Here is a 24525-nt window from a genome sequence, read left to right as displayed (position 1 = left end):
AATTACCCTCACCCTAGCCCTCTCCCACAGGGAGAGGGGACTTCCATTACTAATTTTATCGTTATTTGATACACAATAGGTTTCTCTCCTTTCAACAGAGAATTAAAGAGAAATGACTTAAAATATTTGCATAAACTCCACAACCTCAATCTTCCCAAAAATGTGGCAGAGACACTCTTTGAGAGTTTAATAATTATTCGATACACAATGAAGCTCCCTCTCCTTTCAGCAGCGGGTTAAAGAGAAGTAACTAAAAATGTGTGCATAAATTCCACAACCTCAATCTTCCCTAAAATGTGGAAGAAACACTCTTTGAGAATTGAATAGTTATTCGATACACAAAGAGGTTCCCTCTCTTTTCAGGAGAGGGTTAGGGAGAGGTGTCTTTCAACTCAATACAGATATTCCACAAATCCGCCAATACCACCTCACTGCGATTCAATACATCATCATTCCAATAACGAATAACTTTAAGCCCCAAAGCCTCTAAAAACTGAGTTCTTCCATTATCATAAGCTACGCCCACATCTGTATTATGTTGCCCACCATCCAACTCAACCACTAAGCCCAATTCATGACAGAAAAAATCGACGATATAAGGCTCAATCACATGCTGACGACGAAACTTTAAATTCATAAATCGTTGAGCTCGTAAAAGTTGCCACATAAGATGTTCCCCATTTGTGGCATCGTGTCGCATAGATTTAGCGTATTTTAATAATTTGGGGTTTAGCTTCATTTTATTTTCCCTCACCCTAACCCTCTCCCACGGGGAGAGGGGACTTCCATAAAACCACTATTCCTTAAGCTGATCCAAAGCTGTCCCCTCTACAGGATTTCTTTTCCAATAATAAGGTTGGAAAAATCGAAGCAACAAACGCCACGGTGTCATCCAGACAATACGCGCATTGCTCTTCTTATTCTTACTGATGCGTTGTGCCAAATAACCACACACTTGCTCAGGTGGGTCAATCACAAACATAAATAACCATTTCATTTTATGCCAGTTTTTAACTTCACCTTGTTGCCAAGAAGAAATCAATAAATCTGTTGCCACCATTCCGGGGCTGAGCGTTCCAATCAAAATATTACTATTTTTGGTTTCTTTATTTAAAGCATGATTCAGATAAGCAACTGCTCGTTTACTGGTTGCATAAGGCGTCATCCCCGCACTCCATTCACCACGACTACCCCAACCTTCCATATTAAAAATTTGCCCAAAACCTTGCTGCATCATTCCTTTTAAAGCCACTTGCGAACCCAACATCGAACCAAGCACATTAGTTTTGATTACACTTTCTAAGTCTGAGCTAGCAATCTCGATAAATGCTCTTGCTACATTACAGGTACCGGCATTGTTAATCCAAACATAGACCTGACCAAACCTTAAAACTGTTTCTTTCCATAAATTGTGTAAATCTTCATATTGAGCCACATCACAGGTCACCCCATAAATTCGATTTGGGGCATAGCGTTGCGCAAAATCTGCAACAACTTGATTTAACTGCGCTGCATTTCGTGCCGAAATCATCACAGACCAACCTAACTTTAAAAAAGCTTCTGCCAAAGCAAAACCAATTCCACGTGTGCCCCCTGTAATCACGACAGATAAAGCTTGATCAGAATTTGATGTGTTCAAAATATTCCCCCATTGTAGTGATGAAGATGAATCAGTATAAGACAGCAAACTGGCACATATAGAACACACGACTATATCTCCAATTTAGGACATTGAGCATCAAAAAATCAATTTTTAAGATAGAATCTTCAACATTCAAAATGATTGAATGATTCAAATTCTATGAAAAACAAAATTTTATTATCCATCACCCTTATTTTTCTCATGGGATGTCATGAGAAAGCCGGCACTGAAACTAAACTAACCAAACCAAACAAGAAACTCCACAACAAGCATATACCAAAGTAGAATCCATTGAGATTCCTGCTCAGCCAGAGCCAGACCACCTCGTCAATAACCCAACACCACTCCCTCAAGGTTTTTCAGTTGATACGACACATCTTAAAAAGCCATTACTTATCGATTTTGATGGAGATGGAAAACGAGATGCTTTCCAAGTCTTAAAAAATCCCAATAAAAAGGGCATGAAATATCTGTTTGAATTTCGTATTTCGGACAGTGATAAAGTTTATTATTATCAAAATAATGAAGAAGTTGATGATTTAGATATTTTTGCTAAGTTCGAAGTCGCGCCTAAAACAAATATCTATGTCGATGAAGAATATCGCTTTGGAGAAAATGGCGATATTATTGCTAACGAACAGATTGACCCTAAACATTATTTAAAGTTTAAAGGTGATGGTGTTTCAGCCAATGTACTCGAAGAAACCTGTGCTGCATCTGCTTTCTTCTTAACAGATGACAAAATGAAACGGATTTATCTGTGTTAAATCTATTTTTCATCCGCAAAAATTGCATTTGCACCAATCACTTTAGAAATCTTTACTTGGCCTTGCTTTAATAAAGCATAGATTTTTGCTTTAAGTGTTTCACTGGTAAAAGTCCCATTTAAATTCAGCAAAATGGGTTCATCACTCAATGAACCTTTACCGTGATATTCTTGATTAATATCGTTGGTAGTTGCTTGATTGACCACCACAAAATGCCCCGCAATACCAGCCGCTTGACCACAAGCTAAACTTTGTGGTGACCAATCCCCTACTTTCATCTCAGGTGTTAAAGCATAGCCTTTGCTTGCTAATATTTTCTGCTGCTGTACTGTTGCCATGGGAAAATTCAGTATTCTTTGCTGACCTTTCCAGTTTATCGCTAATCGACTCGATAAACATGATGTTCGAAAAGAACCTGCACTACCTGACTCTGCACTGTCATTAGAATCATCACATTGAGAAATAACTTGAAAAGTTGCTTCTCCACACTGTAACAGTTTCGACTTATAGATTTTATATTGATTGGACTGCGCACTCACTGATTCAGCAAATAGACAGAGGCCAAAGAATGCTATTAAATACACTAAAAAATTGGAATATGTTTTAGACACCATCATTTTTGTACACGTCATTAATTGTTTAATCGCAAATTGATTTTATCTAAAACATTTATTTTCAACTCATTAAAACACTCAATAAAAGACCAACCATTTGAAATTTATAATAATATAACTCAGATATCCCCAAGATGTTGATTAAACCAGAAGATGAATACAAAAGCTTGATAAAATACATATTTTAAAATACAGATAATTCAATCACAAAAAAATCGATATGATTATGAAAAATATAATAATATTCAACAGTAGTGTTCTATCACTATTTTTGGGCTCGCTTAATTATGCAGCGACTCCGCAAGTACTTGAGAAAACGGCCATACAAATTTTTTAAAATGCAAAGTTTCAAAAAACCAATCAATGGAACGGTCAAAAATTTCAAAGAAACCATTTCGAATACAGAAATCAAGCTTGCAGTGTGGGTGTATGCAAAAATTGGTCATTAAGTTATTTTTTAATTTTAACTCAATCATTTATCGGTTTGTTTTTAGATTCAAATTAGACAGGCTGGGTCTAAGGTGAAACACGATAAATAAAAATCAATAATTATCAGTATCTTAAAAATAAATCAGAATATCTTGTTGCATCAAGTTAGTGCATAAATTCCAATATAGTGCATGCTTTTGCTTTATATCGAGTCTTAATAATATTTTGAAATTGTTGATCTATTTTTTCATACAGCCAAACACTTCACGGATTCAAATCGTTGGTTATACTTGAACCAATTTGTGACAGATAGCACTAAAAAGAATCGTATATGCAAAACGTTGATCTACTCTTTCTCTTGCTTGGCGCAGTGCTTGTACTCGCTATGCATGCAGGCTTTGCTTTTTTAGAGCTGGGAACAGTTCGCCATAAAAATCAAGTCAATGCACTCAGTAAAATTATTACTGACTTTTCAATATCAGCAATCGCCTACTTCTTTGTTGGTTATTACATTGCCTATGGCCAACATTTTTTTCATACAGGTACTACGCTTTCAACTGAGCATGTCTACAATTTGATGCGTTGTTTTTTTCTTTTGACCTTTGCTGCAGCAATCCCCGCCATTGTTTCTGGTGGCATTGCAGAACGTGCCAAAATGCGTTCTCAAGCCATTGCGACCCTGTTTATTGTGGCGCTGGTTTATCCTTTTTTTGAAGGGATCGCATGGAATGGTAATCTCGGCTTACAAAAGTGGTTAGCGGATACGTTTGGTGCTAGCTTCCATGATTTTGCCGGTTCTGTTGTGGTACATGCGATGGGTGGCTGGATTGCACTTGCAGCAGTGTTACTACTTGGTGCACGTCATGGGCGCTATAAAAAAGATGGTCGCGTTAGTGCACATCCCCCCTCTTCTATTCCTTTCTTAGCACTCGGTTCTTGGATCTTAATTGTTGGTTGGTTTGGCTTTAATGTCATGAGTGCTCAACGCTTAGATGCAATCTCAGGTTTAGTCGCTATGAACTCACTCATGGCAATGGTAGGCGGCACACTTTCTGCAAATTTCTTTGGAAAAGAAGATCCGGGGTTTTTACATAATGGCCCCTTAGCAGGCTTGGTGGCAATCTGTGCAGGTTCTGATGTGGTTCATCCAATTGGCGCTTTATTTATTGGTATCTGTGCCGGTTTTCTGTTTGTTAAACTGTTTACCTATACACAAAATAAACTCAAAGTTGATGATGTACTCGGTGTTTGGCCATTACATGGGGTTTGTGGTGCATTTGGTGGTATTGCTGTGGGTCTATTTGGTCAGCAGTGGTTGGGAGGGATCGGGGGAGTATCTTTGATTTCTCAGATAATAGGTACGCTACTTGCCATTTTAGTGGCTTTAGCTGGTGGATTTGCTGTATATGGTATACTTAAAGCGACTATGGGTATTCGTTTAACACAAGAAGAAGAGTTTCGAGGTGCAGATTTATCAATTCATAAAATTTCTGCAAACTCTGAGGATGCAATGTTTTAATCGTTTATACCAGCAGGTTTTATTTTTTATAAATTTTGCGGCTGAAAAGCCGCTTTTTATAGCATCTAAATGACTATACAATAATTTAAAAATAAAATTTTTAAAATAAGCTTATTCATTCTCAAGAGCAGTTACTTACAAAAACCATCTTAAAATAATCGTTGATGTTTCTATTTATTAATAGATCAATTTATAAAATTCCAATTATATAATCATTAAGCTTAGTTTAAGTTTGTTTTTTTCTAATACACGCAGATTAAAATATATAAATTGAGCAAAACAACACATGTCTTATTGCGACTCAAATAAATTTTTCCTAAGTAACAGTTTATTGTTAGGAATATTATTTTTAATATTGTTCTTTGTCTTTCCCGTGGGTGGCGCAATCGATATGTATTTTATCCAACCGTGGATAAATAGTACTGGTCATTTTCCACTCAAGAACAATTGGTTTCTTATTGAAGTTAATCACAAGTTGCTTAAACATATTATCATTGCCTTCTATATTACAGTATTCATTTCATGGATTGCTTCTTTTAAAGTTGCGAAATTAAAATCGTATCAATGGCAATTGGGCTATTTGTTCATTGTCAGTGTTTTATCCACAGCAGTAATTGGCATTTTCAAATCCCACTCAGCTCATGCCTGCCCTTGGTCTATGACTGAGCAAACCGCTCTAGGCTATGTTTGGGATTTTTCTGCAAGCCACGGAGGCTGCTTTCCTGGTGGGCATGCCAGCACAGGTTTTTCATTGCTTACAGGTTTTTTTGTATTTAGACGATCAAATTCTAAAATTGCTTATCTTTTCCTAGCCCTAGGTTTAACACTTGGCTTGATTACGGGGTGGGGGCAAATGATGCGTGGTGCGCATTTCCTTAGCCATAACCTTTGGACAGGTTGGATTATTTTTACTTTTAACTTAATTGTGTATCGTATATTTTATAAAAAATTTACCAGATAACGACTCTAAAATTATAAATGATATATCGCACAAAATTATTTTATTATAAATGCATCTCTAAAAATACATCAGATATTTAAAAGCGAATTACTGTTACTCTGGTTTATTTGATCGCTCATCTATTTTTATTTCAATCTAAAATGCCAAATCAAGTGATACTTAGCTATATTCATCACTAAAAGAATTACATTTTTGTCATAATTTAAATATTAAATTATTAAACCAATCTTAATTTTTACAAATTATTATATTTTGTTTATACTTGTGCCAATTTAGTAATCTTATACGTGCAAAATATGAGTAATTTTTCTAAATTTCTCCGCAATTCGCTTAAAATTCAAGACCAGAATATTCAGTCTTATCAGTTAGGTGATGGCAAAGTGTGGCTTAAAAAAGCCTCTGAACGCCACTCGGCTTGGATTTATATCCCATTAAAATGGGTTGCACGTATACTCAATATTGAAGCACTAACCCCTATTCCAAATTATGGTGGAAGCAAATCGATTTATTGTGAAGTACATCGTCTGACAGAATTAAATTCACTTGGTATTCCAACACCACAAATTTTAGCTAATTGTTCACAAGGTCTATTGATTGAAGATGCTGCTGATCACGGTGAAGATGTCATGCAACTTGATCAAGCATTGGCAAAAATGGAAGGAAATACTGCTAAAAAGCTTGAATTTTATCGTGAAGCAATTTTTGCTATTCAAGCTGTACACCAAAAAGACAGTTATTTGAGTGAGGCGTTTGCACGAAATATTTTAGTGAATAAGGACAAAGCATTTACTTTTATTGATTTTGAAACTGATCCTGGGGAAGTCCTCGAATTAGAAACCTGTCAAATTCGAGATTGGTTATGCTTTATTTTCTCCACAGCATTCCGTTTTAATGATGACGAGCTTGCACAAGCGTGCGATATCCTGATTGCAGAAATTTATCCAAGTAAATCAAAATACAACGAGATTTGCCGTATAGGAAATAAACTCAATTGGGTTGCAAATTTCAATTTGGGTAAACTTGGCAGTGATGGTCGTAGAATGCAAAAATGTTTAGAATTTTTTCAGTATATGAAGAAAAATGAGCCCCTTCCGCTAATGTAGAAATGGGATCATTTATTTTTTAAGTATTTTACTTTTCTGTTTTGATATGGCACTGAATTGGGATTTTGACCAAAACACTGAGTCCGCCCAATTCTTCACTACGTGATAAAGACAGTTCACCGCCTAAATGTTGAATGGCTTTATCCACGATCGACAATCCCAAACCACTCCCCACTTCCAAGTGATGATGTACACGATAAAAACGTTTTAAGACTTTGTCATACATATCAGGATCAATTCCAGAACCACTATCCTCAATTAAAACATAAGCAAAACCATGAATATCTTCAAATACTGAAATATTAATCATGCCTGAAACAGGTGTATATTTTATTGCGTTATCGATTAAATTAAAAATGATTGAATGAAGACTATGTTCTACACTTCTTAAAGTCACTATTTCATTACGTACAAAGCCAAGATCGATATCTTTTTCCATTGCAAGATTCATCAACTGTTCTACACAATTAAGTGCTACATCATTCAGCTTAAATTGAGTCACTTGAACTTCATGACTCAATGAGGAATCTTGCTTTGCCAAGGCAAGCAGTTGCGTTACTAGATGCTGCATCCGTGCTAAACCTTTACTTAAATTTTTCAGATTTTCCTCTTCAGGAAACTGGCTCATTAAAATTTTAGTTTGCAGATTCAAGGCAGTAATTGGTGTACGTAACTCATGTGCAGCATCTGCTACAAACTGTCGCTGTTCTTGCTGAGCAATAGAAATTCGCTCAAATAAATGATTCATTTCTTGAATTGTAGGCAATAATTCTTCTGGATAATGTTCATTTTGAATCGCAACCAATGAATTTGAATCACGTTTTGCGAGTTCAGATTTAAAGTCTTCAAGGGGCTTTAAACTACGGCGAATAATATAAACCAAACCGAGTAAGGCAAAAGGAATAATTAATAAATAGGGAAGAAACATACTTCCAGCCAGCTCTAAAGCCAAATGCTCTCTAACTTTTTCCTGTTGACTGATTTGAATTTGAAAATTAGTGGTAGGTAAGATATAGGTAATCCAAGTACCATGCGCTGTTTCTTGGCTATAAAAACCTGCTTTTTGCTTAGGTTCAACGATGACATGATGAGGCGTACTTTGGGTTTGACTTGGGTCAGCATATGCCCAAACATCAATAAATAAATCCTCTTCATGGTAACGTTTATGTATATCAAAATGACTTTGGATAGCACGTGGATTTAATTCCACTCGCTCTGCCAAATAGACCATTTGTGCATCTAAAATTTCATTAATCTCTTCTAAAGAAATTTTATAGGCTGAAAAAACCAACACACAACCAAGTAAAATACTAAAAATAGATGTATAACGAATTAAACGTTTTCTTAAGGAAAATGCAGATTCCATGTTATTCCGCTTTTTGTGGTTGCCCCAAACGATAACCTAATCCACGAATTGTACGAATAATATCTTTACCCAATTTTGATCGGATATGATGTACATAGACTTCAATTGTATTACTGTTGATTTCACTATCAAAAGCATACAATTTATCCTCTAAATTAGATTTAGAAAATATTTTATTGGGATGGGTCATTAACGGAATGAGAATCGCCCATTCACGATTTGAAAGTTCCACTGTTTCACCTTTTAGAGTTGCAATATGCTGTTCTACATCTAAAACAATTTCACCATTTTTCAATAAATTTGATGCGTTTCCTATCACTTCTTTTGTTATATCACCTGTGCGACGTAATAAGGCATGGATACGAGCTACCAACTCATCAAACTCATAAGGCTTAATCAAATAATCATCCGCGCCTTGATTTAAACCTTCAACACGATTTTGTAATTGATCACGTGCTGAAATAATCAGTACAGGTAAACTTGAACGTTGACGAATTTGCTTTAAGACCTGCATCCCATCCATCATGGGCAAGCCTAAATCAAGTAAGACCAAATCAAATTGTTTCTCAGAAATAAGCTTGAGGCCATCTAAACCATTATTCACCCATTCCACATCAAAGCCCTGATATTTCAATAATGTTTTAGATGATTCTGCAATCATAAAATCATCTTCTATCATCAAAATTTTGGTCATGGTTTATATCCTTTCAATCAGCTTTGTACAGCACACTGGTGCAACATATTATTTTTTTGATCTATGACTTGAGTTTGGACATTTAACAAACTCAAAAGACTTGGAAATAAATTATCTTGACTCAATGTTGCCTGTTTTTGTTGATTTAAACAATTGATTTGTTTTGCTGCTACAGATTTCCATGCATCTGAAAACCACATCACCATTGGTACATGGGTTTGTTGAGTAGGCGCAATCGCATAAGGTGCACCATGCAAATACATACCACGTTCACCTGTAGACTCACCATGGTCAGATAAATACCAAAAACCTGTGCGATAGTTTTGTTGCTGTTTTAACGTTTCAATCATTTGATTTAGAATATGATCTGTATAGACAATCGAATTATCATAAGTATTAATCAATTCAGTCGATGAACAACCTTGTATCGCATTGGTTTCACAAGTCGGTTTGAATTTTTTGAATTCATTTGGTGCACGTTTATAATAAGCGGGTCCATGACTTCCCATTTGATGTAATACAATCAAATGCGCTTGCTTATCATCTTTTGGCAATTGACTTAAATATAGGTTTAAGCTATCGACTAAAATTCCATCTTGACATTCGCCATCTTTACACCATTTTTTCTCTAAATTTTGAGGAATTACAAACTTCTCAACGCGATCACAAGCACCTTTACATCCTGAATTATTATCAATCCACGTTACCTTGTAACCTGCGCGTTGCGCGATATCAAGCAGTCCCTCTCGATGACTTGCCAGTTGCTCATCATAGCTTTTACGAGGCATACCTGAAAACATACAAGGCACTGAAACTGCTGTTGCTGTACCACAAGAACTGACTTGAGAAAAATTAATTAGGCCCGTCTGCTTGGACAATTCAGGATTAGTGTTCTTTGCATAACCATTTAAAGAAAAACTCTCTGCACGTGCGGTTTCACCAACTACCAAAACCATCAATTTAGGTTTATGTTGTAAAGCAACATCGTCGACTAAATGTGCATCTTCACCATAACGAATCAAAGGTAGATTTTTTTTCGGTGCTTTTTTATGAAAATAAGAAAGTGTTGAAGCTACTGCATTTTGCGGAGAAATCATGCCTTTTAAATCACGATGCTCGCGAAAAATAGCAGCATAATCCACATAGAAAACAAATAATAATGCTGCAATTACAGCGAAAGAGCCCGCAATATTTATGCTTTTAAATAATAATATTTTGCCAATTTTTTCTGGTTTAATTTTTACCCAAAAAATAATGATGATGGGTAAAACAACAAATCCCAGTGTCCAAACCAAAAATTGCAAAGAAAGTAAGTCTGACACTTCACTAGGATCTGTTTGTACCATATTTTGAATTTGATCAGGCGAAATGACTACACCCAATGAGTTGACAAAATAAGCACTAAATCCACCAATGAAGACCAAGACAATTGCAAAAAATTTTGCTGTCCATTTCCAGTCTAAAATTTGTAATAATAGATTATATAAAGCAACCAGCACAAAACCTGTCGCGATCAGAAACAGCTGTGCTTTAATCCCCTGATAAGGCGTTAGAGACTGAACCTTATTTAAAAAACTAAAATTCAGGCACAAGCCTAACCACACTGCGACAATAAAATTAAAAGCAGTTAGGGAAATTGAGACTTCACGTCGTTTTATACGCTGTATTAAGTTAGACATTACTTTGGCAATACTCTTTTCAATGGGGTTAAGTTAAAAAATGAAGCTTAAACTGAACTTAAAAAGCACTTTCCCAAGCATATTGCACCACTGATCTTAATTGTAACTACCTTTACATTTCTCACGATCTGAGAAAATTAAAATCAAATAAAGCATCTACAAAAAAAATGAGTATTATTTTATAGCCCGTAGATTATAATACTGCTTATTCCATTCACAATAATTCATTTAAAGTTAATATTTTTGAGATAAAGTTATTTTAAATCCAAAAAAGTAATAATACACGAATTGATTTCTACATATTTTAAAATGGCGAAAAAGTAATTTTCTATTTTTCAAGCAATGCAAAACACATCAATATTTAATTAAAAAACAAAGACAAAACCACATTAAATCAAAGACATTTATACATAAATTAAACTTTATTAACCATACAATGTATTTTACTTTTATAATACATTGTGGGCTTATTTATTCCCAAGAAAAATTATTTAATTCAATCAAAACCTGACTAACCATAACACTACATATTAAATATTGATCATAGCTATTATCAAAATTTAAGTTCATAATATTATGAATGACGTATCTTTTTGATCCAATATATTATAGGGATTTGACAAAAAATGCCTATCACTAAAATCAAACTTAAATAATTAAAATATCCCAATTGATCGCCAATCATGCCACTTAAGGTATACAACAACCCACTGATTGTTGCCATAATCGAGACCTGAAAGGTAAAATCTGTACCTGCATATTCTTGACGGCTATATTGCATCACTAATGTTAAAATTATGACTAAAAGCATTGCAGCAAACAGATCTTCTAAAGCATTAATTAAATAAATTAACCACGGTGCTACAAAATGAGATTGTTCATATTGAGCTGCTAACCACACAAACCCTGCTAAACTGATCAATTTCAAAATAGAAAATAGGATTAAGGCTTGCTGACGCTTTAGATTTTTTAACATTAAACTGGCCAAGCCTGCACCCAATAATGCAGAAAATGCCCCTAACATAGTGATATAAATGCCGATTTGAGAAAGGCTCAGCTGTAGATCAACCAACAAAGGTTTAGTTATTGGACCTGTAAAGCCATCGGTTATTTTGATGCTACAAAGCACAAAGAACCATGCTCTTAGTTTTTTATTGACAAAGAAATAAGTTAAATAACTTTTAAGTTTTTCAATAAAGTGCTGTGTAGCGTCATCGTGTAAATGTGTTAAAGCAGTCTTTTTCAAGTGTTTGGGTTCCTGGTAAAAGCAAATAGGGATTGTATTTAAAGCCACAATTCCTGCTAAAATCAAAAACGTACTTTGCCAACTTAACCAGTCCATTGCCCATAAGATTGCCCCGCCCCCAACAATAAATCCTAAACGAGAGCCAATGACTTGAATCATATTCCCGATATGTTGCTGATCCCCTTTTAAAATACTAACGGCTAAGCCATCCGTTGCAATATCTTGGGTTGCACCAACACTGTTCATACAGAGCAAAGCCATAAAAAACAATAATAAATAGATCGGTTCATTCAGGGAATGGATCGGTAAAAAAGATAAAATGGTCAAGATAGCAATGGTTAAAAGTTGGGTTGGAATAATCCAACTGCGATAATGCCCTTTGGAATCATGTCCAAAACTGTCCACAAAGGGCGCCCACAAAATCTTAATTGCCCAAGGGGCCATGAGTAATCCAAAGCCACCGATATGTGCCAATGACACGCCTTGTGATCGCAAAATTACTGGTAAAGCATGCGTCATAAATCCTACAGGTAAACCCTGTGCCCAATACAATGAAAATAACAACAAATAGGTGTGTCGCATGCAATCTAAACTCGAATGATGTCAATATAAATGGGCGTAACTTGATTCTGTATGTATTGCTTTTATCTACGAATTTTGTAATATTTACATTTTGCAGATCGTTACTATTAAGCAAAAACCAAAATCAATGCAAGAGTAATCATATAAAAATACAATGTCACAAAATTTTCCAATGATACCTGATCAAGTACCTCAGCGTGGTACAAACACCAGTCGTAATATTTTTAAAAACCTTTACTTAGTTCAAGGCTGGGGATTTGAAGGTGAATTTCCCAATTTACCTAAAGCGGTGGTATTTATTGCGCCACACACCTCTAATTATGATGGTTTATATGCCTTCCTCGCGATGTTAGGTATTGGTGTTAAAGTCACAATTTTTGGAAAAGATAGCCTGTTTAAAACGCCACTTAAAGTACTTTTTGAATGGATGGGTGTCATTCCTGTTCATCGTGATTCACCACATGGACTCACCCAACAGATTGTTAAAATCATACAAGAGCAAGATAAAATTTGGATTGCGATTGCACCTGAAGGTACCCGGAAAAAAGCTGAAAAAATTAAAAGTGGTTTTTATCATATTGCTATGGGAGCCAAAATACCGATTGCAATTTTCTCATTCGATTATGAGAAAAAGCAAATTCACTGCTTAGGAACATTGCAACCTACAGGAGATTATGAGCAAGATTTAGCAGAAATTTTAGCGCGTTTTAAAGGTAATTTTTCACCTAAACGGCCTAATTTTTTATCAATTCCTTTACAAAAACTTTTGAAAAATAACTAGAAAAAACAGAGACAATCTGTTCAGATGTGCAACATACATTTTGATCAAAAGTAATACTCCATGCGTTTTAAACAACTTGGTTTTATAGGCTTATTGGGTCTAGCCCTTGTTGGCTGTGACAAAACTACCAAAACTCCAACACAGACCACTGCAATTAAAGCACGTGAGCCTGTTATCGCGATTGCTTTAGGTGGCGGTGGAGCAAAAGGTTTCGCTCATATTGGCGTGCTCAAAGTTTTAGAATCACACGGGATCAAACCTAAAATTGTGACTGGAACCAGTGCCGGAAGTTTTGTTGGCAGTATTTATGCCAGTGGTAAAACACCATTTCAAATGCAGCAAATTGCACAACAATTGAAAGAATCTGATTTGCGTGATTTAACTATAAATAGCCAAGGTATTGTTCTTGGTCAAAAACTACAAGATTATATCAATCGGAATGTTGCGAATAAACCTATTGAGCAATTTCCAATCCGTTTTGCAGCAGTTGCCACACGCTTAGACAATGGTAAAAAAGCTGAATTTATTAAAGGAAATGCAGGACAAGCAGTCCGAGCTTCTTGCAGTATTCCGAATGTTTTTGTACCAGCCACAATTGGTCATACAAAATATGTTGATGGTGGTTTAGTTAGCCCAATTCCTGTCCAGACTGCGCGTGATATGGGAGCTGATATCGTGATTGCAGTTGATATTTCTGCTCGTCCAAGTGGCAGCCAACCCATGAATATGTGGGGCTTATTGGATCAAACCATTAACATCATGGGACAACAAAGTATTAACAATGAGTTGGCTCAAGCAAATATTGTTATTCAGCCTAAAGTTGGACACTTAGGTACACTTGATCTTAAGTCGAGTAACCAAGCCATATTAGAAGGTGAAAAAGCAGCCCAAGGCAAAATCATTGCGATTCAAGCTGCAATTAATAACTTTAAAAAAACACCTGCTGCATTAAAACCTGCACCACGGGCAAAATTTTAATATCGCAATAACGGTCATATAATCAATAATGCTTTAAAACGAGAATAATCACGTTTTTATATGCAGCACTAAAATGATCTGCTACATTGATATAGATGATCCGTCATCTATATCAATGATAATCACTCGAGTAGATGTATGAACTTTATTTTTGAACCGTGGCATTGGTTTGTACTTGGCATATTGCTGATCTTATCTGAACTTCTACTACCAGCATTTGCGGCTTTGTGGTTTGGTATCGCTGCAGTTATAGTCAGCATTTTATTGTGGTTATTCCCAAGTATGAGTTTCACCTTGCAAGTCGTTTGCTGGATTATCTTATCTATCATTTGTACTGTGGCTTGGTTTAAATTCATTAAACCCTTATCTGTAGATAAAACTAAAGCTGGGCTTTCTCGTGAAGCAACCATTGGTCAAACGGGTATGGTCATTCAAACTGGGCTTAGCCATGATCAAATTCGTGTCCGCTTTCCAATGCCTGTTTTGGGTTCTGATGAATGGAATTGCCGTACGTTATCGCCTGTACAAGTAGGTGACCGTGTACGAGTGACTGATATTTTAGGTAATGATCTAGTTGTACAACTACATTCATCATCTTAATAATGAAGAATAAAGAGGAAAATTAAATGGGTTTTGGTTCTATTGTTGTTTTAGTCTTATTTCTATTTGTGGCTGTGACCATTTTCAAAGGTGTCCGTATTGTTCCTCAAGGTTATAAATGGATCGTACAACGCTTAGGTAAATATCACATCACACTGAGTCCTGGTTTAAACTTCGTCATTCCATATGTGGATGAAGTTGCTTATAAAGTAACCACAAAAGATATTGTTCTAGATATCCCATCACAAGAAGTAATCACACGTGATAACGCTGTATTAGTGATGAATGCCGTGGCCTATATCAATTTAACCACACCAGAAAAAGCCGTGTACGGTATCGAAAACTACACTTGGGCAATTCAAAACTTGGTGCAGACTTCCCTACGTTCAATCGTTGGTGAAATGGACCTAGATGATGCATTGTCATCACGTGATCATATCAAAGCGAAATTAAAAGCAGCAATCTCTGATGATATCTCCGACTGGGGCATCACACTAAAAACTGTGGAAATTCAAGACATTCAACCATCACACACGATGCAATCAGCGATGGAAGCCCAAGCAGCAGCCGAACGTCAACGTCGTGCAACTGTAACCAAAGCAGATGGTGAAAAACAGGCCGCTATTTTAGAAGCTGATGGACGTTTAGAAGCTTCTCGTCGCGATGCTGAAGCTCAAGTTGTATTGGCTGAATCTTCACAGCGTGCTATTGAAATGGTGACCTCTGCTGTAGGTGATAAAGAAATACCTGTTGCCTACTTATTGGGTGAGCAATATGTCAAAGCTATGCAAGACATGGCCAAATCCAATAATGCCAAAACGGTTGTGTTACCTGCGGATATTATGAATACGATTCGCGGTGTGATGGGCAGAAATTAATTCTGAAATTTAAAAAATTGCTCAAAATAGGCAACCGATGTGTTGCCTATTTTTATCTTGAAATAGTTTTTTGCATTAACATGCCCATAAGGTCTGATTCAGTAATATAATTCGCGATTGAATAAGCCCAAACTTCACACATAGCACACCCTCAATTGGTCTTGTTTCAACCGAGCTCTATTCCAACGTGGAAATATCTCCACTTAGTTTGGTTCTAATACAAAGTGGTATGCCTAATCGGAGCGGTAAACAAGGTAGCAATCAAACCTATTCAGATGCGACTATTCAATCTTTCAATCTTATTTGATGATTAAATCCTTATTCTAATTGTCTTTAAGTATGGGCACAGGCTTTGTTTAAAGCTTGATTAAATTATGAGGGCTTGATTAAACAGCTTTAGATTTTTTCACTATTTTTAGAAGACAAAAGTATATTGAGATTACGATTCGCTATTAAAAAGTCATTGTATACTTCACCTACTTTTAAACATGAGATGCCAGCTTCACAAGATTTAAAATTTTCGTTGATCAAATAAGGTGAATGGAAGCCTAAGCAACAATAAGCTGGATATCGCCCCCAATGGCATAAGCTCCATAGAGGTATCGATGCTAAAACACTACAAATAATATTAGTGATTTACTCTATCAGACTCCACCAAGTGAACAACTCAATTCCATCTATACTGATGGAGCTTATGATACTAAAAGCTGCTAACGGGTGATTTCAGACAAATTGGCACATATGGTGATCCCTAAGAAAAAATGTCAAGCCTTGAAAAAATACAAAAACTTGTTCATTAGAATGCAATGAGCTGCTTCGAACAGCCAAACATTTAGGTAGGATACTATGGAAAAATGGTCAGGTTACCCTCAGAGAAGTTTAGTAAATACCAAGATGCGCTGCATAAAATTATTTGGCGACAAACTAAGCACAAGGAACTTTCAAAGTCAGGTCGTTGAAATCTATGTACCTTGCGCATTAATAATGCTCGTGTATTAAACAAATTCAGTGAATTAGATAGAACTCGCACCCGAATTGTGGTCTAAACTTGACTTATGCAAAGGAATTTAGACTTTCGAATCTTTGTGCAACAAAGCCTATTCAATTGATTACCCCACATTGAGGGGGATTCATCAAATTTAAATGATTCAAAAATATTTCTTTAGTGCTGAGAGATAAATAAATCACCGCATTACATTAAGTTTAAATTGTAACCTCATAAATTTTTTGTACTGTCGCTTGGATTGAGCGTTTAAATCAATTTTGCAAGTAATGTTCTACTTTCATATATGAAATTAACAAAAATCCTTTTTGCTAAGGTGACAAACCTGTACTTAAAACAATCTTAGTACTCATGTCTCCATTCATAGCGATATCATGTCGAATTAAACTATGAAAAAACAGTGTTAATCTATCTTATCTAAGTACTCTATTTAAGTACTACTGATGAGCATTACTTTATTGAAAATCTGATTTAGCTTTTTCTTGCCAATAAAAATTGAGAAATTTGATTCAATTCCTGAGCATCCTCACCAAAATATTCTAAGGCTTTAAATGCTTGGTCATGTAATTGTTGTGCATAAATTTTGGCATTGTCTAATCCCATTAAAGCAGGATATGTCGACTTATCTACTTGTTGATCTTTACCTGCAGTTTTTCCCAAAGATTCAGTATCAGAAACCACATCTAAAATATCATCTTGCACTTGAAATGCTAATCCAATCGCTTGACCATATTGACGCAATTGGGGAATAGCCTGATCTGTACCTACAAAAATTGTCACAGCAGACATCATAATTGCAGCTTGGATTAAAGCCCCAGTTTTATTAAGATGGATACTTTCTAAATGCGCTTGATCAACATGCTTACCTTCAGCCTGTAAATCTAAAACCTGACCACACACCATTTTTGAACTGGCTGTTGCTAAAATTTGCATTTGCTTAAGAATAATGCTCTGTTCAACGGCTTGACCTTGATCAAATAGACGACTCCCTAACACTTCAAATGCCATTGATTGCAGAATGTCTCCTGCTAAAAGCGCTGTATCTTCACCAAAAGCCACATGACAAGTTGGCTGCCCTCGACGTAACAAGTCATTGTCCATACATGGCAAGTCATCATGTGCCAAGGAGTAACAATGAATAAACTCAATCGCAACCGCAGCTCTACGCACAGCTGCAAAATTTGGATTATTTGCTTTTAAATGTGCTGTTGCGTAACTTAAAGCAGGTCTAACTCGTTTTCCACCTAACATCACCGTATGATGCACAGCCGATTTTAATGGCTCTGGCAATGAAAAGGCATCTAAAGCAACTTGTAAATCTTGCTGAATTTGTACTTGCGCTCGTTTTAAAATTTCTGCATTTACATTGGGAATAGAAGTCACATCTGCCTCGGTTTGTACGAATCTCTAAAACTAAAAAATCAGAAGTTTTAGATGAATTGGTAAATTTGATGAGTCAGAACATTCTACTATGAGTTACTATAATTCTCATCTCTTAATTCCAATAGAATCATTTGAATAAGTTCAAGATATTTACAACTCATTTTTTAATAGAAACAGCGAGTTTTTTCCCTTTTCTTTAGCAGCTCGTACTGCAAATTCTAATTTTTGTAAAACATCAATCTCAATCTGTTTTTTTTGTAGATCTAAATGATAAATTCCTATAGACGCAGTAAGGTATTCGTTATTATTGCCAAATAATATCTTTTCATTAGTAACTGCAAATTTAAGCCTTTCAGCAAGTGTTACAACAGCCCACTCTGTCAGGTGTTCAATCACAATAACAAAACTTGCTGAATTTAAGCGAAAAATTTCGGCTTCTTCAGTTTGAGCAATCGCTTCATTTAATACAGAACCTAACTGTATTAAGACCTCATCACCTGCCGTATAACTATTCAATTGATTAAATCGTTTGAAGTTATCTAAATCAATTTTCAGGAATGATAGATACGTTTCATGGCTTTTTTGCCAAACTCTATTTAAATAATGCTCAAAAGCAAAAGCATTTTGTAAACCTGTGACAAAGTCTAAATAGAGATGATCATGCAATTTTTTATTATTTTGCAAAAGTACATTTTCACGACGCTTCAAACGCGTTATATCTGAGCAAACCACCACAACTCGTTCAATCTCATCATATTGATTACGTATTGCTTTAAAATAAGAAAGATAAAATTTTCCTTTTACATAGAATTCTTGTTCAAAATAGTTATTTTTCTTTGCAAAATAACGCATTGCTTCATGAAAATGTGTATAGACTACAGTTGAAAATGTATTCAGTAACTTGTCAAATAGATAAAGTGCGTCACTTTCATAAATATCTGCAAACTTTTGATTTACCCCCAAAAATCGTGCTTCTTGATCAAATAATGCAATAGGCAAAGGAATTTGTGAAATAAAAGAAACCAGATGTAATTTATCGATGTCTTGTAAATATTCAAAAACTTTGATGTCTTCAAGGCTATCTCGTAGTTTTTTAGACTCTTGTTCCATACGCCACCTCGAAGCCAATAAATTTTAATCTATTGAAATCAGCATTTAATGTATTAATTTTTTACAACAGCAAATAATCAAAATTGCTATCTCATAAAGTAAGTATGATAAAATACTGCAAACATTTTGCCACACACAATACAAAATTAGTACTTTTATTGATATAAATCACAAAAAAATAAACCTTGCGAGCGCAAGGTTATTAAAATTTCAACGTAAAAATTACTTAAGTAGAAATTAGAACGTATATAAATCTATCAAAAACTATCTGCTGGTACCCGAACCCAGCCCTCCATCAATACACGTGCACTACGACTCATCATTGCTTTCTTGACAATCCATTGCCCTTTTTCGTTCAAAGCCTGTGCCCCTACACGAAGTGTTCCAGATGGATGTCCAAAGCGTACCGCCTCACGCTCACCACCTCCTGCAGCTAAATTCACTAAGGTATTTGGAATTGCTGCTGCCGTACCAATTGCGACTGCAGCTGTTCCCATCATGGCATGATGTAATTTACCCATTGATAATGCACGTACCAATAAATCTGTGTCTGTTTCACTCACTTGTTTACCACTCGAAGAGGTATAGCTTTTAGCTTTGGATACAAATGCAACTTTAGGAGTATGCTGACGATTTATCGCCTCACTGATATCTTTGATTAAACCCATTTTTACAGCACCATACGCACGGATTTTTTCAAAACGTGCTAATGCAGCGACATCACTATTGATATCTTCTTGTAGTTCAGTTCCGTTGTAGCCAATCTCTTCAGCATTTAAGAAAATTGTAGGAATACCCGCATTGATCAAAGTTGCTTTAAATGTACCAATTTCAGGCACATCTAAGTTGTCAACGACATTACCTGTAGGGAACATGGCTCCACCATCTTCACCATCATCGGCGGGATCTAAAAATTCAATTTGAACTTCTGCAGCAGGGAAAGTGACACCATCCAATTCAAAATCACCCGTCTCTTGAACTAGACCCTGTGTAATAGGAACATGAGCAATAATTGTCTTATGAATATTGGCTTGCCAAATCCGAACCGTACAAATGCCATTCTCTGGAATGCGATCAGTAGCAACAAGACCATTACTAATTGCAAATGAACCAACAGCTGCAGTTAAATTACCGCAATTACCACTCCAATCTACAAACGCTTTATCAATAGACACTTGCCCAAAAAGATAGTCAACATCGTGATTAGGTTGCGAACTTTTAGCCAAAATAACTGTTTTACTGGTACTTGAGGTTGCCCCACCCATCCCATCAATTTGCTTTCCATAAGGATCTGGACTACCTATGACTCTAAGTAATAACTGATCACGTGATTGCCCTGCTATTTGTGCACGTTCAGGTAAGTCATCAAGCTTAAAAAAGACACCTTTACTAGTACCACCACGCATATAGGTTGCTGGGATTTTGATTTGTGGTGCAGAACTCATTTTTTCGTATTCCTTTAAATTCTCTTTGTTGTATCAAATAATGAATCATCATTCAGTTTTATAGTACCCTTTTTGGAATAAAAATACTGATAAATTAACTCAAATATTCAATAAATCTTGGCACAAAGATTAAAAGTTAAACAGTTTAAATATAGTTTGAAAATTATTACTTATGATTATTTTATTGAAAATTAACAAAAAAATTAAAAATCCTATTTTTTGACTTCACAGTTCCTTCCCATACATCCATCGTATACTAGGCTAAAAGTAACCAATCTATTACAATAATTAAATTCGCATAAATAGAGTTGTACACATTGAGCAACGAGTCTACACAATTACAGCGTGGACTTAAGAATCGTCATATCCAATTGATTGCCATGGGTGGCGCAATTGGTACAGGATTGTTCTTAGGTTCAGCACATGTGATCGAAAAAGCTGGGCCATCCATTATTTTGGGATATGCCATTGGTGGTTTGATCGTTTTTTTAATTATGCGTCAGCTTGGAGAAATGATTGTACATGAACCAGTAGCTGGTTCTTTTAGCCATTTCGCCAATAAATATTGGGGTAAATTTCCTGGGTTTTTAACAGGTTGGAACTATTGGATGCTTTACGTCCTAGTTGCAATGACTGAATTAACTGCTGTTGGCAAATACATCAATTATTGGTGGCCTGAAATTCCCAATTGGATATCTGTACTGTTCTTCTTTGTTGTGATTACACTGGTAAATCTAGGAAATGTAAAGTTTTACGGTGAATCAGAATTTTGGTTATCCATTATTAAAGTCACTGCGATTGTTGCAATGATTGTGTTTGGTATCTATTTAGTTCTGACCGCAGATGTAAGTTCAGGTATTGCTTTTTCAAACTTATGGTCACATGGCGGGTTTTTTCCAAATGGATTTGACGGCTTATTTTATATGCTGGCTTTCCTTATGTTTGGTTTTGGTGGTATTGAATTAGTTGGTATGGCTGCTGCCGAAGCCAAAGACCCAGAAAAAACGATTCCTAAAGCAATTAATCAAGTCGTTCCTCGTATTCTCATCTTCTACGTAGGCTCAATGATTATTCTTTTGTCTTTAGTTCCATGGAACCAATTGAATTTTGGTGGTTTAGATAAAAGCCCATTCGTTATGGTCTTTAGTATGATTGGGATTGCATGGGCAGCTCATCTGGTTAACTTTATTATCTTAACTGCGGCACTATCTGTTTATAACAGTGGTATGTATGCCAATAGCCGTATGCTTTATGGTTTAGCAAAACAAGGCAATGCACCTAAAATCTTTACTAAAACCAATAAACATGGTGTTCCAATTCCATCGGTATTACTTTCTGCATTTTTAATTTTGGGTTGTGTACCTTTAAATTATTATTTACCAGAAGATGCCTTAAGTCATTTGATGTATGTGGTCGTTGGTGCTTTAGTTTTAAACTGGCTTATGATTACACTCACCCATTTGAAGTTTAAGCGCGCTCTACGTTTGACCAATCAAACCAGTAAATACCCCGCACTCTGGGCACCTGTTAGTAATTTCGTTGTAATTATTTTTATTGGTATCGTTTTATATATCATGTGGGATCAAGGATTTAAAGAGTCAGTATTGATGATTCCCGTATGGATTACACTGATGTTAGTCTTGTTTGATATTTTAAATCCAAATGAAATAAAGACCGAAGAAAAATAAATCCAACGTAAAGCTATTATTTAGATAATAGCTTTTTTTTCATATGTATATACGGTAAATTATTGACTTATTGTGCCCTTAGCTTAACTGGATAGAGCAGTTGCCTCCTAAGTGACAGACGTGGGTTCAAGTCCCGCAGGGCGCACTATCGAAAAAGCAAGAAGTGAAGGTCTCTTTTTTATAAAAATTTAATGTAAAGCGATTTATATAACCTGATAAATTTATATTTCACCCCAATTAATTGTTTAAATTTCACTCAATCTGTCAATTACTTAAATATCTAAATTTTATTGTTTTATATCTATAAATTTGTAATATTCCTCTAAATAATCACATCTTTATATATTTTTCTATATTCTCGCAAATCAAAAAAAACTACATAGTTCATTTTTTTTTTACTAATTCACCCTCTAGAGTATTTACTCTTATTTTTTATATGCTATTTTGTAAATAGAAGTAACTTTGAGTTGATTATTTAAGTATCAAAATTATTTCTCATTCAAAACTTAAGTACTTCAAAGTATTCATTTTATTATATTAGGGAAAAATTAAAATGAAATTAAAAAATTTATCAATCGCGATAATTGCTGCAAGTTTGCCAATGACTGGTGTTTTTGCCGCAGCAATGGATCGCTCAGGCCAATCTATTTCGGCATTCCTTCAACCTAATAATTATTTTGAAGCTGGTATTTCAGTTTTAGACCCGACTGTTGAAGGCCGAGAAGCTGGCGATACACCTAAACCATATCGTGAAATTGATGATATGGGTGGGGATTATTACTTTCCATCTGCCGCTATTAAATTACAACTCACTGATCAAGTATCATTCGGTCTATTGTATGACCAACCATTTGGCGCGGATGCAAAATACTCTGGTGAAAATGCATTTGTCTCTTCTAATGGCGATACGGTATTACCTCAAGATAGATTGACAGCGCTTCGTGCTAGTACTATTGCTAAAAATGTAAATTCACAAGTTGTTGACCGAGCAACACAGCAAGCAATTGCGATGACTGGTTCTCCAACACCACCTCAAGCTGTAATTGATCAAATTGCAACGCAAATTCGAGGAAATGCAAATGCAATGGCTTTGATCACAACAGGCGTAACACAAGCTGTAGATAAAGGTATTGCAGGGGCTAATAGTACACTGGGTAAAGGCAGTACTGAAGTTAAAGTTGACACCCAAAATATTTCAATGATTTTTGGTTTTCAACCTATAGCTAACTTGAACTTCTTTGGTGGTGGTGTATACCAAACCATTAAAGGAAATGTAAGCCTTCGTGGTCAAGCATATAGTTTATACAATGGCTATGATGCTAACATCAAAGAAACTGGCGGTGTGGGTTGGTTAGCAGGTGCTGCTTATCAAATTCCAGATATTGCCTTAAAAGCATCGGTAACTTACCGCTCTGAAATCGATCATGATGTCAATATTAATGAATCGATTCCTACGCTTGGAGCATTAGCATTACTCGGTGATAGCGGAGCTGCTGCTGCACAAGCAATTGCCGCTTCAAATGGTAAAACGACAATTACGACACCACAGTCGGTCAACATTGATTTACAATCAGGGATCATGGCAAATACAGTTGCATTTGCAAATCTTCGTTGGGTGAACTGGAAAGACTTTTCAATCCGCCCATTAAAGTTTGGTCAAGTTTCTGAAGCAGTTGGTCCAATTGTTGGTCGTCCAAACGGATTTAACCTCGTTGAATATTCTGATGATCAATATACAGTGACAGCTGGTCTCGGTCGTAAAATTAATGACCAATGGGCAGGTAATGTCTCAGTGGGTTGGGACTCAGGTGCTGGTAACCCAGTTTCAACTTTAGGCCCAACAGAAGGTTATTGGAATGTAGGTTTAGGTGTTCAATATAGCCCTACACCTGCGACTTTCATTGCTGGTGGTGTTAAATACTTCTGGTTAGGCGATGCTAAAGCACAAACGGGTGCTCAAGCAGGTAGTGATGCCTATGTTGCAGAATTTAAAGATAACAATGCAATCGCTTATGGTTTAAAAATGGGTTATAGATTCTAAGAATCTATACTGATAA

The 24525-nt window shown here is 35.8% G+C and carries 20 protein-coding genes, 1 tRNA gene and 1 pseudogene; 12 read left to right on the top strand and 10 right to left on the bottom strand.

Annotation, left to right across the window (positions count from 1 at the left end):
* Nucleotides 1-370 precede the first annotated feature (370 nt).
* Together AC4CUY_RS03805 and AC4CUY_RS03800 are read right to left on the bottom strand one after the other, a co-directional pair.
* Nucleotides 371-739 (bottom strand): endonuclease domain-containing protein, encoded by a 369-nt coding sequence (locus tag AC4CUY_RS03805; protein WP_490773686.1) that lies wholly within the window; start codon nucleotides 737-739, stop codon nucleotides 371-373.
* 57 nt (nucleotides 740-796) lie between these two features.
* Entirely contained in the window at nucleotides 797-1639 is an 843-nt protein-coding gene (locus tag AC4CUY_RS03800) for an SDR family NAD(P)-dependent oxidoreductase (protein WP_490773685.1), read from the bottom strand.
* Nucleotides 1640-2103: 464 nt separating this feature from the next.
* Between AC4CUY_RS03800 and AC4CUY_RS03795 the strand changes: the two genes are divergently transcribed.
* On the top strand, nucleotides 2104-2409 hold the full coding sequence (locus tag AC4CUY_RS03795) for a hypothetical protein (protein WP_336952803.1): 306 nt from the start codon (nucleotides 2104-2106) through the stop codon (nucleotides 2407-2409).
* A gap of 2 nt (nucleotides 2410-2411) precedes the next feature.
* On the opposite strand, the gene AC4CUY_RS03790 is transcribed toward AC4CUY_RS03795, so the two are convergent.
* A complete protein-coding gene (locus tag AC4CUY_RS03790) occupies nucleotides 2412-3026 on the bottom strand; it encodes a hypothetical protein (protein ID WP_490773684.1) in 615 nt (204 codons plus the stop codon).
* A gap of 757 nt (nucleotides 3027-3783) precedes the next feature.
* Here AC4CUY_RS03790 and AC4CUY_RS03785 point away from each other — a divergent pair.
* The 3 genes from AC4CUY_RS03785 (at nucleotide 3784) to AC4CUY_RS03775 (ending at nucleotide 7035) form a co-directional block, all read left to right on the top strand.
* Entirely contained in the window at nucleotides 3784-4971 is a 1188-nt protein-coding gene (locus tag AC4CUY_RS03785) for an ammonium transporter (RefSeq protein ID WP_490773683.1), read from the top strand.
* 286 nt (nucleotides 4972-5257) lie between these two features.
* Nucleotides 5258-5932 (top strand): phosphatase PAP2 family protein, encoded by a 675-nt coding sequence (locus tag AC4CUY_RS03780; protein ID WP_490773682.1) that lies wholly within the window; start codon nucleotides 5258-5260, stop codon nucleotides 5930-5932.
* 296 nt (nucleotides 5933-6228) lie between these two features.
* Nucleotides 6229-7035 (top strand): BUD32 family EKC/KEOPS complex subunit, encoded by an 807-nt coding sequence (locus AC4CUY_RS03775; protein WP_336952808.1) that lies wholly within the window; start codon nucleotides 6229-6231, stop codon nucleotides 7033-7035.
* Between the two features lie 28 nt (nucleotides 7036-7063).
* Here AC4CUY_RS03775 and AC4CUY_RS03770 read toward each other — a convergent pair whose 3' ends face one another.
* The 4 genes from AC4CUY_RS03770 to AC4CUY_RS03755 form a co-directional block, all read right to left on the bottom strand.
* Entirely contained in the window at nucleotides 7064-8401 is a 1338-nt protein-coding gene (locus AC4CUY_RS03770; protein WP_336952810.1) for an ATP-binding protein, read from the bottom strand.
* A 1-nt stretch (nucleotide 8402) separates the two neighbouring features.
* The gene (locus AC4CUY_RS03765) at nucleotides 8403-9095 is read right to left on the bottom strand and encodes a response regulator transcription factor (RefSeq protein ID WP_336952811.1); all 693 of its coding nucleotides are present in this window, start codon (nucleotides 9093-9095) and stop codon (nucleotides 8403-8405) included.
* A 17-nt stretch (nucleotides 9096-9112) separates the two neighbouring features.
* Nucleotides 9113-10774 carry a phosphoethanolamine transferase gene (locus tag AC4CUY_RS03760; protein WP_419327597.1) on the bottom strand — a complete coding sequence of 554 codons (1662 nt, stop codon included), beginning with the start codon at nucleotides 10772-10774 and terminating at the stop codon, nucleotides 9113-9115.
* A 574-nt stretch (nucleotides 10775-11348) separates the two neighbouring features.
* Nucleotides 11349-12602, bottom strand: coding sequence for an MFS transporter (locus AC4CUY_RS03755; RefSeq protein WP_490773681.1), 1254 nt, complete (start codon nucleotides 12600-12602; stop codon nucleotides 11349-11351).
* 154 nt (nucleotides 12603-12756) lie between these two features.
* Here AC4CUY_RS03755 and AC4CUY_RS03750 point away from each other — a divergent pair, with 154 nt between their 5' ends.
* The 5 genes and pseudogenes from AC4CUY_RS03750 to AC4CUY_RS03730 all read left to right on the top strand — a co-directional run bounded on the left by AC4CUY_RS03750 (nucleotide 12757) and on the right by AC4CUY_RS03730 (nucleotide 16885).
* Nucleotides 12757-13383, top strand: a complete 627-nt coding sequence (locus tag AC4CUY_RS03750) for a lysophospholipid acyltransferase family protein (protein WP_336952817.1) — start codon at nucleotides 12757-12759, stop codon at nucleotides 13381-13383.
* 60 nt (nucleotides 13384-13443) lie between these two features.
* Entirely contained in the window at nucleotides 13444-14361 is a 918-nt protein-coding gene (locus AC4CUY_RS03745) for a patatin-like phospholipase family protein (RefSeq protein WP_336952819.1), read from the top strand.
* A 138-nt stretch (nucleotides 14362-14499) separates the two neighbouring features.
* Complete coding sequence (locus AC4CUY_RS03740; protein ID WP_336952821.1) at nucleotides 14500-14961, top strand: NfeD family protein; 462 nt, start codon at nucleotides 14500-14502, stop codon at nucleotides 14959-14961.
* Between the two features lie 26 nt (nucleotides 14962-14987).
* Nucleotides 14988-15839: an SPFH domain-containing protein gene (locus AC4CUY_RS03735; RefSeq protein ID WP_336952823.1), complete on the top strand. Its 852-nt coding sequence runs from the start codon at nucleotides 14988-14990 to the stop codon at nucleotides 15837-15839.
* Nucleotides 15840-15956: 117 nt separating this feature from the next.
* Nucleotides 15957-16885: pseudogene (locus AC4CUY_RS03730) on the top strand (IS5 family transposase).
* Nucleotides 16886-17313: 428 nt separating this feature from the next.
* Here the strand turns inward: AC4CUY_RS03730 and AC4CUY_RS03725 are convergent.
* From AC4CUY_RS03725 to prpF, 3 genes are all read right to left on the bottom strand, one after another.
* Nucleotides 17314-18225: a polyprenyl synthetase family protein gene (locus AC4CUY_RS03725; protein WP_419327596.1), complete on the bottom strand. Its 912-nt coding sequence runs from the start codon at nucleotides 18223-18225 to the stop codon at nucleotides 17314-17316.
* A 150-nt stretch (nucleotides 18226-18375) separates the two neighbouring features.
* The gene (locus AC4CUY_RS03720) at nucleotides 18376-19335 is read right to left on the bottom strand and encodes a sensor domain-containing diguanylate cyclase (protein WP_336952827.1); all 960 of its coding nucleotides are present in this window, start codon (nucleotides 19333-19335) and stop codon (nucleotides 18376-18378) included.
* Between the two features lie 257 nt (nucleotides 19336-19592).
* Nucleotides 19593-20780, bottom strand: coding sequence for a 2-methylaconitate cis-trans isomerase PrpF (gene prpF / locus AC4CUY_RS03715; RefSeq protein WP_336952829.1), 1188 nt, complete (start codon nucleotides 20778-20780; stop codon nucleotides 19593-19595).
* Nucleotides 20781-21097: 317 nt separating this feature from the next.
* Here prpF and AC4CUY_RS03710 point away from each other — a divergent pair, with 317 nt between their 5' ends.
* The 3 genes from AC4CUY_RS03710 (at nucleotide 21098) to AC4CUY_RS03700 (ending at nucleotide 24509) form a co-directional block, all read left to right on the top strand.
* A complete protein-coding gene (locus AC4CUY_RS03710; RefSeq protein WP_336952831.1) occupies nucleotides 21098-22468 on the top strand; it encodes an amino acid permease in 1371 nt (456 codons plus the stop codon).
* A gap of 72 nt (nucleotides 22469-22540) precedes the next feature.
* Nucleotides 22541-22613: transfer RNA gene (locus AC4CUY_RS03705), tRNA-Arg, on the top strand.
* Between the two features lie 408 nt (nucleotides 22614-23021).
* Nucleotides 23022-24509 (top strand): long-chain fatty acid transporter, encoded by a 1488-nt coding sequence (locus AC4CUY_RS03700; protein ID WP_336952833.1) that lies wholly within the window; start codon nucleotides 23022-23024, stop codon nucleotides 24507-24509.
* Nucleotides 24510-24525 lie beyond the last annotated feature (16 nt).

The organism is Acinetobacter sp. 778_lipA (assembly GCF_058242985.1).
Note: the sequence above shows the minus strand (reverse complement) of the source record. Positions and strands in the feature narration are given on the sequence as shown.

Coding starts and splice junctions, on each gene's coding strand:
- AC4CUY_RS03805 (WP_490773686.1), bottom strand. CDS start 739: ATGAAGCTAAACCCCAAATTATTAAAATACGCTAAATCTATGCGACAC.
- AC4CUY_RS03795 (WP_336952803.1), top strand. CDS start 2,104: ATGAAATATCTGTTTGAATTTCGTATTTCGGACAGTGATAAAGTTTAT.
- AC4CUY_RS03790 (WP_490773684.1), bottom strand. CDS start 3,026: ATGATGGTGTCTAAAACATATTCCAATTTTTTAGTGTATTTAATAGCA.
- AC4CUY_RS03785 (WP_490773683.1), top strand. CDS start 3,784: ATGCAAAACGTTGATCTACTCTTTCTCTTGCTTGGCGCAGTGCTTGTA.
- AC4CUY_RS03780 (WP_490773682.1), top strand. CDS start 5,258: ATGTCTTATTGCGACTCAAATAAATTTTTCCTAAGTAACAGTTTATTG.
- AC4CUY_RS03775 (WP_336952808.1), top strand. CDS start 6,229: ATGAGTAATTTTTCTAAATTTCTCCGCAATTCGCTTAAAATTCAAGAC.
- AC4CUY_RS03770 (WP_336952810.1), bottom strand. CDS start 8,401: ATGGAATCTGCATTTTCCTTAAGAAAACGTTTAATTCGTTATACATCT.
- AC4CUY_RS03765 (WP_336952811.1), bottom strand. CDS start 9,095: ATGACCAAAATTTTGATGATAGAAGATGATTTTATGATTGCAGAATCA.
- AC4CUY_RS03760 (WP_419327597.1), bottom strand. CDS start 10,774: ATGTCTAACTTAATACAGCGTATAAAACGACGTGAAGTCTCAATTTCC.
- AC4CUY_RS03755 (WP_490773681.1), bottom strand. CDS start 12,602: ATGCGACACACCTATTTGTTGTTATTTTCATTGTATTGGGCACAGGGT.
- AC4CUY_RS03750 (WP_336952817.1), top strand. CDS start 12,757: ATGTCACAAAATTTTCCAATGATACCTGATCAAGTACCTCAGCGTGGT.
- AC4CUY_RS03745 (WP_336952819.1), top strand. CDS start 13,444: ATGCGTTTTAAACAACTTGGTTTTATAGGCTTATTGGGTCTAGCCCTT.
- AC4CUY_RS03740 (WP_336952821.1), top strand. CDS start 14,500: ATGAACTTTATTTTTGAACCGTGGCATTGGTTTGTACTTGGCATATTG.
- AC4CUY_RS03735 (WP_336952823.1), top strand. CDS start 14,988: ATGGGTTTTGGTTCTATTGTTGTTTTAGTCTTATTTCTATTTGTGGCT.
- AC4CUY_RS03720 (WP_336952827.1), bottom strand. CDS start 19,335: ATGGAACAAGAGTCTAAAAAACTACGAGATAGCCTTGAAGACATCAAA.
- prpF (WP_336952829.1), bottom strand. CDS start 20,780: ATGAGTTCTGCACCACAAATCAAAATCCCAGCAACCTATATGCGTGGT.
- AC4CUY_RS03700 (WP_336952833.1), top strand. CDS start 23,022: ATGAAATTAAAAAATTTATCAATCGCGATAATTGCTGCAAGTTTGCCA.